15 protein-coding genes are annotated in these 17,704 nt (G+C 67.6%); 10 read left to right on the forward strand and 5 right to left on the reverse strand.

The window, feature by feature from the left end; translation table 11 throughout:
- Positions 1-252: 252 nt before the first annotated feature.
- On the reverse strand, positions 253-1,068 hold the full coding sequence (locus tag ACP156_RS24700; protein ID WP_425054018.1) for a glycosyltransferase: 816 nt from the start codon (positions 1,066-1,068) through the stop codon (positions 253-255).
- Positions 1,058-1,990 (reverse strand): N-acetylneuraminate synthase family protein, encoded by a 933-nt coding sequence (locus tag ACP156_RS24705; RefSeq protein ID WP_425054019.1) that lies wholly within the window; start codon positions 1,988-1,990, stop codon positions 1,058-1,060. The genes ACP156_RS24700 and ACP156_RS24705 overlap by 11 nt, the downstream gene beginning before the upstream one ends.
- 100 nt (positions 1,991-2,090) lie before the next feature.
- Here ACP156_RS24705 and ACP156_RS24710 point away from each other — a divergent pair, with 100 nt between their 5' ends.
- Together ACP156_RS24710 and ACP156_RS24715 are read left to right on the forward strand one after the other, a co-directional pair.
- Entirely contained in the window at positions 2,091-2,825 is a 735-nt protein-coding gene (locus ACP156_RS24710; RefSeq protein WP_425054020.1) for a glycosyltransferase family 2 protein, read from the forward strand.
- A 216-nt stretch (positions 2,826-3,041) separates the two neighbouring features.
- The gene (locus ACP156_RS24715) at positions 3,042-3,485 is read left to right on the forward strand and encodes a MucR family transcriptional regulator (RefSeq protein ID WP_425054021.1); all 444 of its coding nucleotides are present in this window, start codon (positions 3,042-3,044) and stop codon (positions 3,483-3,485) included.
- A 130-nt stretch (positions 3,486-3,615) separates the two neighbouring features.
- Here ACP156_RS24715 and ACP156_RS24720 read toward each other — a convergent pair whose 3' ends face one another.
- Together ACP156_RS24720 and ACP156_RS24725 are read right to left on the reverse strand one after the other, a co-directional pair.
- Positions 3,616-4,674, reverse strand: a complete 1,059-nt coding sequence (locus tag ACP156_RS24720) for a ParB/RepB/Spo0J family partition protein (protein WP_425054022.1) — start codon at positions 4,672-4,674, stop codon at positions 3,616-3,618.
- A gap of 187 nt (positions 4,675-4,861) precedes the next feature.
- The gene (locus tag ACP156_RS24725) at positions 4,862-6,271 is read right to left on the reverse strand and encodes an AAA family ATPase (protein ID WP_425054023.1); all 1,410 of its coding nucleotides are present in this window, start codon (positions 6,269-6,271) and stop codon (positions 4,862-4,864) included.
- Positions 6,272-6,780: 509 nt separating this feature from the next.
- Here ACP156_RS24725 and ACP156_RS24730 point away from each other — a divergent pair.
- The 3 genes from ACP156_RS24730 to ACP156_RS24740 all read left to right on the forward strand — a co-directional run bounded on the left by ACP156_RS24730 (position 6,781) and on the right by ACP156_RS24740 (position 10,509).
- On the forward strand, positions 6,781-7,824 hold the full coding sequence (locus ACP156_RS24730) for a replication initiator protein A (protein ID WP_425054024.1): 1,044 nt from the start codon (positions 6,781-6,783) through the stop codon (positions 7,822-7,824).
- A gap of 169 nt (positions 7,825-7,993) precedes the next feature.
- A complete protein-coding gene (locus ACP156_RS24735; RefSeq protein ID WP_425054025.1) occupies positions 7,994-9,142 on the forward strand; it encodes a hypothetical protein in 1,149 nt (382 codons plus the stop codon).
- 182 nt (positions 9,143-9,324) lie between these two features.
- The gene (locus ACP156_RS24740) at positions 9,325-10,509 is read left to right on the forward strand and encodes a hypothetical protein (RefSeq protein ID WP_425054026.1); all 1,185 of its coding nucleotides are present in this window, start codon (positions 9,325-9,327) and stop codon (positions 10,507-10,509) included.
- Between the two features lie 19 nt (positions 10,510-10,528).
- Here ACP156_RS24740 and ACP156_RS24745 read toward each other — a convergent pair whose 3' ends face one another.
- The gene (locus ACP156_RS24745; protein ID WP_425054027.1) at positions 10,529-12,811 is read right to left on the reverse strand and encodes a tetratricopeptide repeat protein; all 2,283 of its coding nucleotides are present in this window, start codon (positions 12,809-12,811) and stop codon (positions 10,529-10,531) included.
- 172 nt (positions 12,812-12,983) lie between these two features.
- Between ACP156_RS24745 and ACP156_RS24750 the strand changes: the two genes are divergently transcribed.
- From ACP156_RS24750 to ACP156_RS24770, 5 genes are all read left to right on the forward strand, one after another.
- Positions 12,984-13,895: a hypothetical protein gene (locus ACP156_RS24750; RefSeq protein ID WP_425054028.1), complete on the forward strand. Its 912-nt coding sequence runs from the start codon at positions 12,984-12,986 to the stop codon at positions 13,893-13,895.
- Positions 13,892-14,851, forward strand: a complete 960-nt coding sequence (locus ACP156_RS24755) for a hypothetical protein (protein ID WP_425054029.1) — start codon at positions 13,892-13,894, stop codon at positions 14,849-14,851. The genes ACP156_RS24750 and ACP156_RS24755 overlap by 4 nt, the downstream gene beginning before the upstream one ends.
- 16 nt (positions 14,852-14,867) lie before the next feature.
- Positions 14,868-15,461 carry a hypothetical protein gene (locus ACP156_RS24760; RefSeq protein ID WP_425054030.1) on the forward strand — a complete coding sequence of 198 codons (594 nt, stop codon included), beginning with the start codon at positions 14,868-14,870 and terminating at the stop codon, positions 15,459-15,461.
- Between the two features lie 65 nt (positions 15,462-15,526).
- A complete protein-coding gene (locus ACP156_RS24765) occupies positions 15,527-16,405 on the forward strand; it encodes a hypothetical protein (RefSeq protein WP_425054031.1) in 879 nt (292 codons plus the stop codon).
- A 176-nt stretch (positions 16,406-16,581) separates the two neighbouring features.
- Positions 16,582-17,704, forward strand: a 1,123-nt coding sequence (locus ACP156_RS24770; protein ID WP_425054032.1) for a UDP-glucose dehydrogenase family protein, incomplete at its 3' end; no start/stop codon positions are given.

The following is a 17,704-nucleotide window of genomic DNA, read 5'->3' on the forward strand; positions in this document are numbered from 1 at the left end:
GCACAGCGTAAGGCAGTCCAAGCCAACCTAGCACGGTGTAGGTTCCGAGACGCATGCACTCGTCATTTCAGCCTCGCTTCACCCTTGCCCACTTTCTCGCGCGGCTAACACCGATCGTCCCAGCCCGACAATATTGGCATGCTGACATGCCGACATGCTGTTTTATCCAACTCGCGATGGCCACTACGCAACATTTGACTCCATAAAAGCTAGCGTCGGCATCGGTCATGCAACACACCACAACCACGATGATCAGCGATCCGGAACCCGCCCCAGCGCGAAACCCAGGACGCCCCCCGGCGCACCTCGCAGCCGGCGACGGTTTTTTAACGCGAAGGCCAGCCGCATCGGCCCCGCCAGCGGCCCGAACACCCGCCGCAGCACCGCCATCCGCGCCCGCAGCAGCACCGGATCGGACCAGTCGGCGCCGGTACTTTCCGCCGGGTGGTGCCCGATCACGATCGGCGCGAACCACCCTTTCAGTCCCACTTTCAGCGCATCGGCCAGGAACACGTACTCGTCTCCCAGCGGATGCGGCGCGCCGATGCCGAAGCCGGTGTCGAACCGCACCCCCGCCGCGCGCACCGGCGCCACCCGCAGCAGGATCTCGGGCGTCGCCGTCTTCGCCGCGTTCCACAGCCGCAGCGGATGCCCCTGCCCCGCATAGCGCGCCGGCACCGGCCCGGTGCGCCGCCCGGTGACCACCGCCAGCGCCGGGTCGTCGCGCAGCACCGCCCACAGCCGGCGCACCCCGGCCAGATCCAGCGTCACGTCGTCATCGCCGAACAGCAGATACGGGGTCCGCGCCGCATCCAGCGCCGCGTTGCGGCTGGCGGCGACCCCCTGCCCCTGCAGCGGCAGCACGCGCACGTCGTCGCGGCCCGCACCCAGACGCGTATCCGGGCCTGCATTCGGGCCCTCTAACGAAGATGCAGCGCCAGGGCGCTGCACCAAGATGTCGTAGAAAATAGAGGGCTCGGGCGGCGGCAGGACGATCCCGTCGGCCCGCGCGCCCAGCGTCGAGATGGCGACGGTCAGTCCCGCAGCGAAACCGGGATCACTCGGCAACCAGGTCCCCGTGCCGTTCCTTGACCCATTTCAGCTTGTCGCGCTGCACCTGCTCGACCGGCAGAATGTCCTGATCCTTGTTGGTCAGGGCCAGGTTCACGTTCTTCAGGTCGCGGCACAGGCGGCGCATCCCGTCGGGTTCGAGACTGGCGGCGTGGTCGGTGCCCTTCCACGTGCGGTCGAGGGTGAAGTGCCGTTCGATGTGGCTGAACTTGCCCTTGCCTTCCGCCTGCTTCATCTGGCCCACCGCCAGCGCGGCGACGTCGGCGGCGATGCCAAGGTGGTGGCCCGAGAAGCCGATGCCCTTCACGCGGGGGCCGTAGATGTCCATCAGCTTGGCGATCTCGAACAGGCAGATGTCCTCGAAGGCCACCGGGTAGCCCGAGGTGCAGCTATAGACCACGAGGTCCTGCGCCCGGCCCCGTTCCTCGTAGAACTCGACGAGGTTCTTGATCTCGTCCCCGGTCGACATGCCGGTCGAGACGTGGATCTCGCCCGCGTAGTTCTCGCACAGGTAGCCCTGCAGCTCGAAATGCTGGTTGGTGGCCGAGGGAATCTTCAGCAGCGGCGGGTTCAGCGCCGACATTTCCTTGGCCGAGGTCAGGTCCCAGACCGAGGTCGAGTACTTGATGCCGTTGGCCTTGCACTCCTCGATCAGCTCGCGGTGCTGTTCGGTGTCGAATTCAAGGAATTCGCGGTGCGCGCCATAGGTGTCGCCATAGGAATTCTCCGGCACCGGGTGCGGGCGGTCGTATTCCTCGGGCGTCAGCAGTTCGCGATTGGTCCGCTTCTGGAACTTGGCGATGTCCGCCTTGCACACACCGGCGGCGACGCGGATCAACTCTTTGGCGATGTCCATGTCGCCTTTGTGGTTGCAGCCGATTTCCGCAATGACCTGAACGGGTTCGAAAGGCGTGGTCATAACCAACTCCATACGTTAATTGGGCTCATTGGCCTTGGTGCGGGCTTAGCCGTGGCCGGGGTCCAAGTCAAACCGGCACGCCAGACCAACGGGACCGCCCGTGACCCCCACCGTTACCGTTATCACTCCGGTTTTCAATGCCTTGCAGACGCTCGAACGGACCGTCGCCTCGGTCCGCGGGCAGGACTTTGCCGACTGGGAGTTGCTTCTGAGCGACGATGCTTCCACCGACGGCAGCGCCGCGCTGGCAGACCGGCTGGCGGCCGGCGATCCGCGCATCCGGGTGTTGCGCTGCGAAACCAACGGCGGCGCCGCCCGCGCCCGCAACCGGGCACTGGAGGCGGCGCGGGGCCGCTACATCGCGTTTCTCGACGCCGACGACGAATGGGTGCCGCACAAGCTGTCGCGGCAGGTGGGGTTCATGCAGAAGACCGGCGCGGCGTTCACCTATGCCGGGTTCTGGCGCGTCCGCGACGGGCGCACCCGGCAGGTCACCGTCCCCGCCTCTGTCAGCCATGCCGAGCTTTTGAACGGCAACGTGATCGGCTGCCTCACCGCGGTCTACGACAGCGCGGCCCTTGGCCGGGTGCCGATGCCGGACCTGCGGATGCGGCAGGACTACGGGCTGTGGCTGACGCTTCTGCGCCGGACCGACCGCGCCCACGCGGTGCCCGAACCCCTGGGCTGGTATCATGTCCGGGCAAGTTCCCTGTCGGCGGGAAAACTTGCCGCGACCCGCGCCACGTGGCGTCTGTACCGCGACGTCGAAGAGCTGTCGCGCCTTCGGGCCGCACGTTGCCTTTTTCGTCATCTGTCGCGCCGCCTGTTCAACTGACCGGACCGGATCACGAACGGCGACTCACAGTATTCTGTTGCCATGGATCATATCCAAAATGAAGTATTGCGCCGGCGCATTCTCGCCCGTCGCGAGAAATCATGCTCTGATCACGTAAATATTTTGTTGAACAAAGGGTTAACTTGGTTAAATAGCCCTTATTGCCGTGATGACAATTTGTTATTATTTGGCCACCACTCAAGACAAGGACCCCACATGACAGAAATCATCGAAGACATGGCTGGCGCCGGCGACGAGATCCTGGCGCTGACCTCGGAGATCGTGGCCGCCTACGCCGGGCGCAACCAGATGGCGCAAGCCGACCTTCCCGACCTGATCCAGACTGTTCACTCCACTCTGGCCGGCCTGGCGGGCGTTGCTCCCGATGTCGAAGAAGAAGAAACCGTGGCGGACGCGCCGCTGGTGCCCGCCGTGCCGATCGACGCGTCGGTCACCCCGGACGCGATCATCTGCCTCGAGGACGGCAAGTCGTTCAAGACGCTCAAGCGCCACCTGCGCACCGCCTACGACATGTCGCCCGAGGAATACCGCGAGCGCTGGGGCCTCTCGAAAGACTATCCGATGGTCGCCCCCAGCTATTCGGCGAAGCGCGCGGAAACCGCCAAGAAGATCGGCCTCGGCCGCAAGCCCAAGAAGTGACGCTGCACTGGCGGGGATCGTCCCGCCGGCTGCGCTTTCACGCGAAAAGGCCCCGGTGTCAGCCGGGGCCTTTCTCGTTCCGTGGGGCCTGATCCGGGCCCCAAATGTTTCGCGCGCGAAACATTTGCAGTCAGGTGTTGGCGCGGATCCAGTCCATCAGCCGGCCGTGGAACGCATCTGTCATCCCCTGCCCGTCCAGTTCCAGCTTGCGGCCGTCCCAGCGCGCGTAGATCCCCGGCGCGACCCAGTTGCGCGGCGCGGCGGGTGCGGCTTCGGGCTTTACGCCCTCCACCGTCCCGGGCGCCCCGGGCGGCACAGGCTTTGGCTCCGGCGCGGCGGCGCGGGCCTCGTCCTGTTCGAACACCGTCAGCATCCCCTCCAGCACCGCCTGTTCTTCCGCGGCGCTGTCCGGCGCGCAGGCGTCCAGGGCGGCGCGCAGCGCCTCCTGCCGCGAGCCGCGCCCATCCAGCGCCTTGGCCAGCGCCATGCCCAGCCGTTCGCCGATGGCCGAGGGGAACCGCAGCAGGTCGTCGGCGGCGTGGTAGAGTTCGAGGAAGGACCGGATCTTCGACCGCTTCGCCCGGCTGGCCGAGGCGTAAAGCGACAGCAGCGCCTTCTTCTCAGTCTCGAACACGCCCTGCTCCACCGCCTTCGCGGCGACCCGCGCGCGTTCGTAGTAACTCAGCCCGACGCGGATCTCGTTTTCCTCTACCATCGCCACATAGGCGTCGGCCGCGGTCTCGGGGCGCCGCAGCACCGCCAGCGCGGTGGCGAACCGGTCGTCGCCGGTTTCCGCCAGAAGCCGCCCCAGCGCGGTCAGCCGCCGCCAGCCCGAGATCAGGCCATAGCGCCCCTGCCCCAGATCGACCAGTTCCACCGGCGTCTGCTGGCCGCGCGCGCGCAGGCTTTCCATCAGCGCCTGCAGTTCCTCGTCATCCGCCGCCAGCCGGTCGCGCACCAGATAGCCCGCCTCGATCCGCTCCAGCGGCACCGCCTCGATCATCCGGCCCTGCGCCCGCGCCTCGCGCAGCGTGCCCGCCAGTTCCTCGAGCGCGGCGGTGGTCGAGGCCTCGCCCGCTACCTGCGCGATGGGCGCCCGCCCCAGCGGCATGGATCTCGTCTCTAACGCCGCGGTTTGGGTCTCGAGATAGTCGCTTTGCGCCGGGCTCAGCCGTCTACGTTTCGCCATGTCAGCCTCCGAAAACCCCATCCTGCACCGGCAGGCCCCAAGCCCCGGTCAACGCAGCGCGCGCTGCTTCTTCTCTTTGAAAGTACCTCGGGGGAGTCGCGCGGCCGCGCGACGGGGGCAGAGCCCCCTGCCCACCCAGGTTCTGGCCACCCAAATTCTGGCCGCAAATGTTTCGCGCGCGAAACATTTACGCCACCGCCTCGGTCTGATCGCTGCCCTGCACCGCGCCTTTCGCCGCCAGTTCGTCGCGCCGCCAGATCCCGAACAGCAGCCGCTTGAAGGCGGCGTATGTCTCGTCAAAGGCCTCGCGGCCGCGCACATAGGTCTCGCGGTTGAAGTCGCGGTAATCGGCCTCGTAGATCCCCGACACCTGCTCGCCCGCCTGCCCGATCAGCGCGGTGAAATCCTGCCGGTGCGGCGAGAGGGTCTGGCCCAGATAGGCCTGCATCAGCGCCGCGAGTTCCGCCTGCTGCGCGCCGTCGTAGCGGGTCAGCACCGCGCGCACCGCGTCCCATTCAAAGGCCATCTCCGCCCGCCCCAGCGCCCGGGCGGCGACGTTCTCGCCCTCTTCGATCGACGAGAAGGTCGAATGCAGCATGTCGAAGAACCGGCCGGTGCTGTCGAATTCCAGGAAGGACGCGCCCAGCGGCACCAGCAGGATATCGGCGGCGGCCAGCCCGTTGATCGTGAGATAGCCGAGGGCAGGGGGGGTATCGAGGAAGACGATATCGTACTGGTCCAGCACCCCGTCGGCCTCCAGCCGGTCGGTCAGCGCGTCCCACAGCTTCCAGCCGCGCGCCTGCATCCGCCAGACCGGGATCTGGAACTCGGCCCAGTACAGGTTCAGCTGTGCGCCGATCAGGTCGATGTTGGGCCAGTGGGTGTTCTGGATCAGCTGGCCGGCGGTCATCGACATCGCCTCGGTCAGCGTCTCGTCGAGGGGCAGGGGAGGGTCGCCGCGCTCGATCCGGGTCTGGTTCTCGCGCCGCAGGTGGGTGCCGTAGTGGCGCGCCAGCAGCGGAAAGACGGTGCCCCATTCATCGGCCACCCTGCCGCCGAAGATCGAGGTCATCGAGCCCTGGCTGTCGAGGTCGATCACCAGCACCTTGTAGCCGTCGAGCGCCGCCGACATCGCGAGATGCGCGCAGGTCGAGGTCTTGCCGACGCCGCCCTTGAAGTTCGCCACCGCAATCATTTTCGCGGGCTGCCCCTTGGGGCGGTAGGGCAGGTATTCCTTCGCCTTCGACCCCTCGGTCGCGAAATGGGCGCGCAGGCGCAGCACCTCGTCGAGGGTGAACCACTTGGCGCCGCCCTCGGTCTCGCTGGTGCCTTGAGGCAGGTTCGGGTTGGCTTTCAGCACCCGGCGGAAATGCGGGGTGGCGACGGGGATCAGGTAGCGGGTGATCTCCCATGTCGAGAACAGGCGCAGCGGCTTGCGGCCGTCCTCTTCCAGCCCGCGGCTGGCAAGATCGGCCCGGCCCCGGGCGCAGGCCTCGGCGATGGCGGCGAAGTCGCCGCTGCCGGTGGGCGCGCCCAGATCGGCCAGCGCCGCGTCGGGGGAGATGTTGAAATACGGAGGCTGCTCTGCCGATGCCATGTGATCCTGTCCCGTTCTGGAAGATGCCTGTCGTCTTTGTCATTCCGCGCCGATGTGCGCGGTTTTCGCCAGTATACGCAAAAACGCGGCATATGGAAGGAAATCACGCACAAAACGAGATTTTCTAAGCAAATCCGAAGGGTTTGACCGGGCGCTGCCGCCGGATCGGGGCACAGGATCGGGGAGCCCGAAAAAAATCCAGCCGTTAGAATCCTGTTATCTTCTAGTTACGGTGTCCGGCATGATCGTGGAAAGCCCTTGTTTTGCGGGGCGGGCGGGCTGTTGCATCGGGGCCGGGCGACTCTGAACCCCCGAACGCCCGACTCCGAACCCACGTTGCAGCGACTCCGATCCCCCGAACCGGGGCGCGCCGGGTGCTGGACGGGTCCTGTGGATAATTCTAGGGTGGGTGTCACTGAAACCACGATACGCCCGAGTCGCGGGACCAACCCGCGCAAAGAGGCACCCACGAGCAGAACAGCCGCCCCGGGCGGCGCAGGGACAGGCATATGAGCGGCGCAGGCGGCTTGCTACCGGACAGGCATCCCACGGGGGACTTTTTCGTCTGCGACGTGTTCGCGGGGCTGCCCAAGGACGACCTCGCGTCGATGGAACATCCGATCTTCTCGCTGGCGACCCGGCCCGACCGCAGCGTGTTGTCCTACACCCACAACGGCGCGTCGGTCGAGATCACCCCCAGCGTGAAGGGCCGGGCGACGATCCACGACAAGGACATCCTGATCTATTGCGTCAGCCAGTTGGTCGCGGCGCTGAACGCGGGCCGCACGGTCAGCCGCACGCTGCACCTGAAAGCGCACGACCTGCTGGTCGCCACCAACCGCGAGACCAGCGGAGACGCCTACCGCCGCCTGCGCGAGGCCTTCGAGCGGCTGGCGGGCACCCGCATCACCACCAACATCACCACCGGCCCGAAGGGCGCCCGCGTCGAGGTGACCAGCGGCTTCGGCCTGATCGAAAGCTGGGAGATCCTGCGCCGTGCGCCCGGATCGGGAACTGGATCGGGCAGGGGCGCGGGCCGCATGGTCTCGGTCGCCGTCACGCTGTCGGAATGGCTGTTCCGCGCGGTGGTCGGGCGGTCGGTGCTGACCCTGTCGCGCGATTACTTCCGGCTGCGCAAACCGCTGGAGCGGCGGATCTACGAACTGGCGCGCAAGCATTGCGGCCACCAGCCCGCGTGGCGGGTGTCGGTCGAGGTGCTGCACAAGAAGTCCGGCTCGGCCAGCCCGCGCCGGGTGTTCCGCGCCATGCTGCGCGAGATGATCGCCAGCGACCACCTGCCGGGCTACCGGCTGGAGGAAGAGCCGGGCGACATCCTGTGCGTCCGCCCGCGCCGCCGCGACACCGCCGGGGCAGGGGGGCCGGTGCTGTCCTCCGCCACGCTGGAAGAGGCCCGCGCCCGCGCGCCGGGCTGGGACGTGCACGGGCTGGAAGCCGAGTGGCGCGCCTGGTGGGAGGACACCGGCCGCCCGCGCCTGCGCGCCCCCGACCGCGCCTTCCTGGGGTGGCTGGGCAAAAGGCTGGGACAACAGTGAGGGGTGGCGGCAACGATTGCCGCGAATTTCCCAACGGATCACAACCTTGGGGAAAGTGTCCCTTGGTCCGCGCGGGGCGCCCGCCTATAGTCCGGGGCGCATCGCGGGGGCTTCGGGAGGTTTTCGAGGGGCCCTCGGGCGGGCGGCAGGACGAACAGGGAGAACGGGCATGAGCCGGACGACGACACGCACCATCACGGGATTGGTAGCCACGGCGGCGATGCTGACGGGCAGCGCGGCGCTGGCCGACCAGGTGTTCAACGACGACCTGATCATCTCGGGCTCGGCCTGTATCGGCTTTGACTGCGTCAACGGCGAAAGCTTCGGCTTCGACACGATCCGGCTGAAGGAAAACAACATCCGCATCAAGTTCGACGACACCTCGAACTCGGGCAGCTTTCCGAATGTCGACTGGCAGCTGACGATCAACGAGACCTCGAACGGCGGCGCCAACAAGTTCTCGATCGACGACGTCACCAACGCCCGCACCCCGTTCACCATCGAGGCGGCGGCGCCGTCGCATTCGCTGTACGTGGACGACGGCGGCCGGATCGGCCTTGGCACCGCGTCGCCGGCGGTGGAACTGCACGTGGTCGATGGCGACAGCCCCACCCTGCGGTTGCAGCAGGACGGGTCCTCGGGCTTCACTCCCCAGATCTGGGACGTGGCGGGCAACGAGACCAACTTCTTCATCCGCGACGTGACCAACGGCAGCAAGCTGTCGTTCAAGATCAAGCCGGGCGCGCCGGAGAACTCGCTGTTCCTGTCGGCCAGCGGCAACGTGGGCCTTGGCACCGCGAGCCCGGAATCCGACCTGCACATCCGCGACGTGGACGGCAACAGCGAGACCGTGATCCGGATGGAAGAGACCGAAAGCGAGGATGTGAAGATCGAGCTCGACCGCGAGCGCTTCTTCATCAGCTTCGACAATCAGGGCGGCGCGCATTTCCTGATCCGCCAGGCCGGCGACGTCGAGATCGGGCTGGGCAACCTCGAGATCAACAACGGCCACGACCTGATCCTGGCCGGCGGCGGCTCGGTGGTGGTGAACGGTACCACGCTGAACGTCCCCGACTATGTCTTCGCGCCGGATTACGACCTGATGCCGCTGCCCGAGCTTGCCGCCTTCATCGAGGCCAACAGCCACCTGCCCGGCGTGCCCTCGGCCGCCGAGGTCAACGCGGGCGGTCTGAACCTGACCGAGATGCAGTTCGCGCTGCTGGAGAAGGTCGAGGAACAGACGCTTTACATCCTGCAGCTGCAAGAGGCGCTGGCCGCCCAGCAGGACCAGATCGAAAGCCTTCAGGCCGCGCGCTGACCGGACACGGCGGGCCCGTCGGGTTTCGGGCACATCGGTTCCCGTCGGTTTCAAGTCGGCTTGCTGGATAGTCTTTTGCCGGAAAATCCTTTCCGCTGCGTCATTTGCTTTGCTATACCGATCCCATTGAAATGAAGGATCCCGTCCCCCGCGGGGCGGATTGCAGCAGGGAAGGCGGTGCGATGCCCTTTTACAGAGACTATTCGACGACAGCCGGCCGGGGGTTTGCCAGGGTCGCGGCAACCGGCGCGCTTCTTGCGCTTGCCACCGCGGCGCAGGCGGATTTCGTGATCAACGACGACCTGATCGTCGACGGCTCGGCCTGTATCGGCTTTGACTGCGTCAACGGCGAAAGCTTCAGCTTCGATACGATCCGCCTGAAAGAGAACAACCTGCGGATCAAGTTCGACGACACCTCGGTCGCCGGCTCGTATCCGCGCAACGACTGGGAACTGCTGATCAACGACAGCGTCAACGGCGGCCAGTCGAAATTCTCGATCCGCGACGTCAGCGGCAACCGCACCCCCTTCACCATTGAGGCGGCGGCGCCGTCGCACTCGCTGTACGTGGACGACGGCGGCCGGCTTGGCGTCGGCACCTCGACCCCCTCGGTCGAACTGCACGTGGTCGACGGCGACACGCCCACCCTGCGGCTGCAGCAGGACGGATCCTCGGGCTTTGCGCCGCAGACCTGGGACGTGGCCGGCAACGAGACCAACTTCTTCGTGCGCGACGTGACCAACGGCTCGACCCTGCCGCTGCGGATCTTCCCGGACAGCCCCAGCGGCACGCTGGTGGTGCGCGACGGCAATGTCGGCGTGGGCGGGGTGACCAGCCCCGAGGACGACCTGCATGTCTATGACAACGACGGCACCGCGACCCTGCGGCTGGACGACGGCTCGACCGATGACGACGTGCTGTTCACCCTGTCGGGCGACAAGCTGTTCATCACCTTCGCTGACACCATCGGATCGGAACTGACGATCCGGCAGAACGGCCAGGTCGAGGTCGGGCTGGGCAATCTCGAGGTCAACAACGGCCACGATCTGGTGCTGTCGGGCGGCGGGTCGGTGGTGGTGAACGGCACCACGCTGAACGTGCCCGACTATGTCTTCGCGCCGGATTACAACCTGATGCCGCTGACCGAGCTTGCCGCCTTCATCGAGACCAACAGCCACCTGCCCGGCGTGCCCTCGGCGGGCGACGTCAACGCGGGCGGGCTGGACATGACGGCGATGCAGATGGCGCTGCTGGAAAAGGTGGAAGAGCTGACGCTGTACACGCTTGAACAGCAGGCGGCGCTGGACGAGGTCCACGCCCTGCGCGCCCGGGTCGACGAACTGGAAGGCCTGCTCGCAACGCGCTGAGGCGGCCGCTGAGGGGGGATCAGGCTTTCGCGCCAGTCCCCGCCCCAGTCCCAGCCTTTACTTCTGCGGCTTCGGTCAGCCGGGCCAGCAGGTCGACGAATTCCTGTTCGCCGCGGTCGCGGTCGTGCCAGTGCGCCGCGGTGCGCTTGTGCCCCAGCGGGTTGTGGATCGCCGCCTGCCGGCGCAGGTCGTCCTCGCCCGCGATGGTCAGCCGCAGCCGGGCGGGCTTGCCTTCGGCGGCGCGGGTCCGGGCGGCGGCGATGTACTGGCCCACCGCGCGGGTCAGCAGGCCGGGGCCGGTCTTCAGCCAGATCGTCTCGTTCGAGCGGCGCAGCAGGTCCTGCCGCGCCATCCGCGCCGCGAACAAGATGGCCGGGTGGCCGGGGGCGGCGGCCATCACGTTGTTGGCCAGCGCGCCGCTGACGCTTTCGCGGAACACCAAAAGCCCCTCGGCGCCATGCACCAGCGCGCCCAGATCGCCAGTCAGCACGTCGTCGGCATCAGCCCAGACCCCGCCGTGACGCGCCAGCAGGCACAGCCGCAGGAAATCCGCCTCTTCCGCCGGGCGCTTGGCCATCCGGAACGCCTGCACCCACTTCGGCCCGAACTCGGCGCGCAGGATCTGCAACGCAGAGCGGCGGTCGTACAGGCGGTGGGTATAGCCCGGCACCGCGCGCCAGCTGTCGGCGAAAGCCAGCACCTGCGCGGGCGCGGGGGTGTTGTTCCAGTACTGGTGGATCAGCTTCGGGATCGCGCCGGTGCCGTCCCCGGGGATCGGGATATCGTCGTCTTTCGTCTCTGATGCTGGGTTTTGGGCCGGTTTCGCGACCGGCTCGGGCCCGCCGCGCGGCATCGGGTCAGCCACTTCGGCGGCCACCATCAGCTGCGCGAGGATGAAGGACCACGACGCCGCGCGCAGCTCGGCGGACAGCGTGCCGGCGTCGGCATCGGCCAGCGTCCGCAGCCGCTCGGCGCCGAAATGCGAGGCGGTCAGCTTCAGCTCGGTGAACTGCTGCGCGATTTGCGGGGGTCGCCAGCGGGCGCGCGGCCCCAGCGCCTGCACCGCGCGCATGTGCCGGTCCAGCCGCTCGGCGCGGGGCAGGTCGGCGCGGGCGATCAGGTGCTGCATCAGGATCTGCATCGTCCGCTCGTCGGGCTGGGTCTGGGCCTCGACCTCGGTCAGCACCGCGTCGAGATCCAGCGGCGCGCCGTCGCCGCGTCCGGCGTCCGCCGCGAAGATCCGCGCCTGCAGCCGCAAGGTGTCGAAGTCCGGGCCGCGCGCGTCGGGCGCGGCCAGCAGCGCCGCGGCGCGGGCCAGCTCGCCGCCCTTGCGCAGGCCGATGAACAAGGTCTTGCGTAGTTGCAGCGACGCGGGCCAGCGGCGCAGGCAGAACCGCAGGTAGCGCAGCGCCAGCGGCCCCCGCTGCAACGCGAACAGCGCCCGCGCGGTCTCGGCCGCGTCCTCGGGGGTGCGGGTGCCCCGGTCCCGGGCGACGGCCAGCGCCCCGGCCGGGTCGCCGTCCTGAAGCAGGGCCTTCAGCCGGATCGCGCGCACCCGCTCGGGCCCCAGAACCGGCGCCAGCGCCGCGCAGGCGCGCTCGATCGGGGCGGCGTCGGGGGCATAGCCGAGCGTGCGGTGGAACAGGTAGGCCAGCAGCCGCGGATCGGTGGCGTCGCCGGTCTCCAGCCGGTCGGCCAGCAGCGCGCTTTCCTTCCGGCTTTCGCCCATCCGTGCATACAGCCGCGCCAGTTGCAGCACCTCGGCGGGGGCGCCGGGGGCGCCGGTCAGGTCCTCCAGCGCGGCGCGGGCGGCGTCGGGGCGGCCCTCGGCCAACTCCAGATGCGCCAGCCGCAGCCGCGGGCCGGGGCGGTCGGGCAGCCGGGGCAGGGCGGCGCGCATCAGGTCCAGCGCCTCGGCGGTGCGGCGCTCGGTCTCCAGCAGTTCGGCCAGCGCCAGCGCCGGGCGCGGGTCGGCCGGATGCGCCGCCACCAGCGCGCGGGCCAGCGTCTCGGCGTCGCCGCCCCGCCCAAGCGCAAGGAACAGCCGCAGCCGCAGCATCTGCACCCGCAGTGCCGGCTGGTCCTGGTGCAGCGCCGCGCCAGCGGTCGCCAGCGCCTCGTCGGGGCTGTCGGCCCGCGCCATCAGCAGCGCGATCTCCAGCCGCTCGGGATCCGACCCGGCAGCGGCCGCCGCGTCGCGCAGGTGGCGCTTGGCCCGCCGCCGCCGGCCCTCGGCCAGCGCCTGCCGCGCCAGCGCAAGCGGGGTCTTCGGCGTCGTGTCGTGGGAATCGGTGGCGGGCATCGGACCCCTGGGCAAAACGGGAACGGGACAGGTCCGACCGTTCTGCCGTGGTCCGGGGGCAAGTGCAATGAAGCGCGGCGATCCGCGTCCGCCGGTCCTTGGGGTTTGCGTTTTTGCCGCCCGTTGCATATCGAACGGGTGTCGGGGCAGCGGATGGGCGGCAGGAGACACGATGACGACACAGCCAGCCGAGTCGGAACAGGACCTGTCGTGCGACCGCGCCGGAACGGTCACGATTTCCCAGAACAAGATCGGGGTCGACCTGTTCACCGATTTCACCGAGGCGCGTGGCGGCATCCAGATGATGTTCCTGCGGCCCGCGCTGCGCAAGGCGCCCGCGGTCGCGCTGTATCGCGACTTGATCGCGAATTACGCCGAGCGGGTGCCGCACTGGAAGCTGTTCAGTCTCTATCAAAGCAATCCCGAACGCATCCTGCTGAAAAGCTTCCACGAGATCGCGACCCGGATTCCGGGGCCGAAGAATTCGATCTTCGGCAGCCAGCGGCTGTTTCTGGTGGCGCACGAGCCCGAGGACGGGGTGGCCGAGTTCATTCACGCGGTGGCGCCCGAGGTGCTGCTGATCGTGGTCTGCGGCAACAAATACGCGGGCAACCGCGCCGAAACGCTGCGCCGCGCCGACATGGCGATCGTGGTCGACGCCGACGCCCCGGCGCAGGTGGCGGGCTGCAACCTGTTCCCGGTGGCCGCGAACGCCGATGTCGCGCCGCTGATCCGCGGCTGGATCGACGGCTGGTTCTACGGCCGCAACCCGTCGCTGGTGCCGATGTTCGGCAAGCCCGACGCGGTCACGCTGCTGCGCCGCAAGATTGAGGCCGACCGTCCGGTGCAGCCGGTGCCGCTGGTGCTGCTGATGGGCCGCCGCCGCCGCGACCCGTCGCTGCGCGAGGCGGGTCGGATCCGTGAGGCGCTCGCCGCCGAGGCCGAGGCGGGCTATATCTCGCTGGCGATGCGGCACCGCTACTGGGGCCTGCTGCAGAACCCCCGCATGAGCGACACGCAAAAGCTGTCGTGGCTGCTGAAGGCCGGCATGCGGGCGCGGTTCATCGACCGGAGCGCCGCATGATCCTGCACCTGACCAATTCCGCGATTTCCGGCGCCGCCGCGATGCTGGCCGAGGCGCAGCGCGCCGCCGGGCACGAGGCCGCCTGCCTGCAGTTAGGCGCGCTGAAGCCCGAGATGATGCTGTTCTCGCCGGGCGCGGTCCCGGTGAACCTTGCCCGCCCGGCGGGGCGCGAGATCTTTACCGCGATGCTGGCGCGGGCCAAGGTGGTGCACGTGCACAACTGGCTGCCGCGGCAGATCGAGAACCTGGTGCTGGAACATCTCGCCGCCACCGGCGCCCAGCTAGTCTGGCAGCTGCATCAGGGCCAGCGCGAGCATCCGGTCTACCTGGCCGACGCGCCCGAGCTGAAATTCGACAAGAAGCTGGTGGTCGCGCATGGTTTCGCGCGCACCTACGACGACTTCATCGTGGTGCCGAACTGTCTCTATCGCCCGTCGATTCCGTCTTTGCCGCATGACGCCGCCTCGGAAGGCGGCAGCCTGCGGGTACTGTATTCGCCCAGCTCGCGGACCGGCACCCGCTGGGGCGCCAAGCGCGACGAGGCCTTCGACAAGCTGATCGGTTTCATGGAGCGCGCGCCCTTCCTGGCGCTGACCCTGGCCGAGGGGATCAACCCGATCGAACTGCTGGCGCTGCGCACCCGGCACGACGTCACCATCGACGAGGTGGTGACCGGCGGCTTCCATCTGGTGTCCTACGAGGGGCTGTTCACCGGCAACGTGGTGATCAACAACGCCGACATCCTGTCGACCGACATCTTCTGCAGCGCGCTGCAGACCGCCGAGCCGCCGCCCTTCCTGCAAGCCGGTTCCGACACGCTGTTCGACCTGCTGTACGAGCTGGACCACGACCGCGTGCGGCTGGAACGGCAGAAGGCGGCCGGGCGGGCCTATTTCGAGAAATACATGAACTGGCGTCGGATCGTGTCGATCTACGACGACATTTACGCGGCATGACGGCGGAGGCAGCAGCATGACCATCGTCCGGATCATCGGCAACGCGCCCACCGCGGCGGACGGCATGGACCCGAAGTTCAAGGGTGTCTACCTCGGCGTGAACTCGGCGCCGCTTCTGTTCAAGGCGCGCGGCATGCGCTGCGATCACCTGTGGATCCAGGACTGGCGCTTCATCGACGAGAAGGGGCACATGTTCAAAGAGGCGGGCGTCGACCTGAACGACAGCCATCTCTATGTCTGTTCCTACTTCCGCCGCGCGTTGGTGCCCTACAAGCAGGTCAGCTTCGTGCGCTCGCTGGGGCGCGACGGGTTTTCCCTGCACCCCGATCGCGGCGTGTTCGAGGGCTATTCCGCCGCCTACGGCGCGCTGCAGCTGGCGCTGGGGTGGAAGCCGAAGCGGGTCGAGCTGTACGGCGTCGACTTCAGCTATTCGCTGGGCGCCAACCGCTTTTACCAGACCCGCGTCGGCTGGGACCTGGACCTGCACGTGCACGAGAAACAGATCATCGGCATGCAGAAGGCGAAGAAGCTGATCGAGGACAAGCTGGGCATAGAGGTTGCGTTCATGACGGACTCGCTGGTCAATACGCTGATCCCGATCGATACCTGAGCCGCGCAGCCTACACGGCCAAGCACGGGCAGTGGACGGCGGAGAAACCGAGAAGAAAGAACGAGATGACGAAACCGAAACTGCTTCTGCATCCCGGCTCCTCGCAGGGGGGCAGCACATGGATCCAGAACCTGTGCGGCCGCAATCCCGAGGTCCTGACAGAGCAGCATTTCCATTACCTGCACGATTTCCGAAAACTGCCATTTGAGGCGCTGGGGACCGACGATCCGGCACCGTTCCACGCCGCGCTCGACACCTTCCTGGACCGCGACGCCCCTCAGGGCGGCGACGAGACGGTGTTCCTGTCGAACGAGAACGCGCTTGGCGACCCGATGCGCCCCGGCGGATTGTTCGCCAAGGCGCCGGCAATGGCGCGCGTAATGCTGCCCTTGTTCGACCACTTCGGTGCGGCGCAGGTGATCTACGTCTGGCGTCCGCTGGACCGGTTCCTGCTGTCCGCCTACAACCAGCGTAAGAAGCAGGGCAATAAGATCACTTTCGCCGCCTATGCCGACACCGTTGCCGCGCGAAACTATGACAGCCGCCACGTGATCGAGGCGCTGCGCATCCTGTCGGAGCGCGCAGAAGTTACCGTGATCGACTTCGAGTTCCTCGTCGAGCGCCCACGTCGCTTCGCGGCCGAGTTCTTCCGGCTATCCGGCGTCGTGCTGCCCGAGGGGTTCGATTACGTACAAGACGGCCGCAACCCGTCGATCCGCCCCGAGGGGATCAAGATCCTTGAGCACGCGAAGGACTTTCTTGAGCGGAAGGAATACATGGACTTGCGTAAGTTCGTGCAGGCCCGGTTCCCGAAGACCGGCTTCACCGGCGAGGAACAAAGCTTCCTTGACGACTGGGCCGGGCGCAGCGCCGCAAACGAGAAGATGCGGCTGGCCGAGCTGGGCAAGTTTGCCCGGCTGATCCGCGTGCCTCCGAAGGACTAAGCCTCCGCAGCAGGACCGGAAACGGGAACAGACCTGCGGCACTTGGGCCTGGCGTTGCCCCGCGTTACACATCCGGCGGGCAATTCGCCGCCCGCCGCCCCCCGCGGCTTGACAGCACGGCGATTGCCGACCACCCCTTCCGCCGGGGCGGGTTGCAGTGAAAAGGAACGGACACCATGCGTATCGCGATGATCGGAACCGGCTATGTGGGCCTTGTCTCGGGCGTGTGCTTTTCCGACTTCGGCCATGACGTCGTCTGTGTCGACAAGAACCCGGCCAAGATCGAGATGCTGGAACGCGGCGAGGTGCCTATCTACGAGCCCGGCCTTGATGCGCTGATGGTCAAGAACGTGGAAGCCGGGCGGCTGACCTTCACCACCGATCTCGCCAAGGCCGTAGACGGCGCCGAGGCGGTGTTCATCGCGGTGGGCACCCCCACCCGGCGTGGCGACGGGCATGCGGACCTGACCTATGTGATGGCCGCCGCCGAGGAGATCGCGCAGAACCTCACCGGCTACGCGGTGATCGTCACCAAGTCGACGGTGCCGGTGGGCACCAACCGCAAGGTCAAGCAGGTGATGGCCAAGGCCAACCCCGCCGCCGAGTTCGACGTGGCCTCGAACCCCGAGTTCCTGCGCGAAGGCGCGGCGATCGAAGATTTCATGAAGCCCGACCGCGTCGTCGTCGGCGTCCAGAACGAGCGCGCCGCAGATGTCATGTCCGAGATCTACCGCCCGCTGTTCCTGCGCGAGTTCCCGATCGTCACCACCGATCTGGAATCGGCCGAGATGATCAAATACGCCGCCAACGCCTTCCTTGCGACGAAGATCACCTTCATCAACGAGATCGCGCGCCTGTGCGAGAAGGTCGGCGCCGACATCAAGCAGGTGTCGAAGGGCATGGGGCTGGACGGCCGGATCGGCAACAAGTTCCTGCACGCGGGCCCTGGCTATGGCGGCTCGTGCTTTCCGAAGGACACGATGGCGCTGGCCCGCACCGGGCAGGACTATGCCGCGCCGATGCAGATCGTCGAGACCGTGATCAAGGTCAACGACGAGGTGAAGCGGCGGATGGTCGACAAGCTGCTGGACCTGCTGGGCGGGTCGTTCAACGGCAAGACGATCGCGGTCTACGGCGTGACCTTCAAGCCCAACACCGACGACATGCGCGACGCGCCCTCGCTGACCATCGTGCCCGCGCTGGTGGGCGGCGGCGCCAAGGTGCGCGCGGTCGACCCGCAGGGCATGCGCGAGGGCGAGGCGCTGCTGCCGGGCGTGCAATGGGAGGAAGACCCCTACA

The sequence above is a fragment of the Psychromarinibacter sp. S121 genome, assembly GCF_049801035.1.
Classification (GTDB): Bacteria; Pseudomonadota; Alphaproteobacteria; order Rhodobacterales; family Rhodobacteraceae; genus Psychromarinibacter.

What these genes read in the sequence shown, in the direction of transcription:
- ACP156_RS24705 (WP_425054019.1), bottom strand. Translation starts at nt 1,990, where the DNA reads ATGACCACGCCTTTCGAACCCGTTCAGGTCATTGCGGAAATCGGCTGC.
- ACP156_RS24715 (WP_425054021.1), top strand. Translation starts at nt 3,042, where the DNA reads ATGACAGAAATCATCGAAGACATGGCTGGCGCCGGCGACGAGATCCTG.
- ACP156_RS24720 (WP_425054022.1), bottom strand. Translation starts at nt 4,674, where the DNA reads ATGGCGAAACGTAGACGGCTGAGCCCGGCGCAAAGCGACTATCTCGAG.
- ACP156_RS24725 (WP_425054023.1), bottom strand. Translation starts at nt 6,271, where the DNA reads ATGGCATCGGCAGAGCAGCCTCCGTATTTCAACATCTCCCCCGACGCG.
- ACP156_RS24730 (WP_425054024.1), top strand. Translation starts at nt 6,781, where the DNA reads ATGAGCGGCGCAGGCGGCTTGCTACCGGACAGGCATCCCACGGGGGAC.
- ACP156_RS24735 (WP_425054025.1), top strand. Translation starts at nt 7,994, where the DNA reads ATGAGCCGGACGACGACACGCACCATCACGGGATTGGTAGCCACGGCG.
- ACP156_RS24740 (WP_425054026.1), top strand. Translation starts at nt 9,325, where the DNA reads ATGCCCTTTTACAGAGACTATTCGACGACAGCCGGCCGGGGGTTTGCC.
- ACP156_RS24745 (WP_425054027.1), bottom strand. Translation starts at nt 12,811, where the DNA reads ATGCCCGCCACCGATTCCCACGACACGACGCCGAAGACCCCGCTTGCG.
- ACP156_RS24750 (WP_425054028.1), top strand. Translation starts at nt 12,984, where the DNA reads ATGACGACACAGCCAGCCGAGTCGGAACAGGACCTGTCGTGCGACCGC.
- ACP156_RS24755 (WP_425054029.1), top strand. Translation starts at nt 13,892, where the DNA reads ATGATCCTGCACCTGACCAATTCCGCGATTTCCGGCGCCGCCGCGATG.
- ACP156_RS24760 (WP_425054030.1), top strand. Translation starts at nt 14,868, where the DNA reads ATGACCATCGTCCGGATCATCGGCAACGCGCCCACCGCGGCGGACGGC.
- ACP156_RS24765 (WP_425054031.1), top strand. Translation starts at nt 15,527, where the DNA reads ATGACGAAACCGAAACTGCTTCTGCATCCCGGCTCCTCGCAGGGGGGC.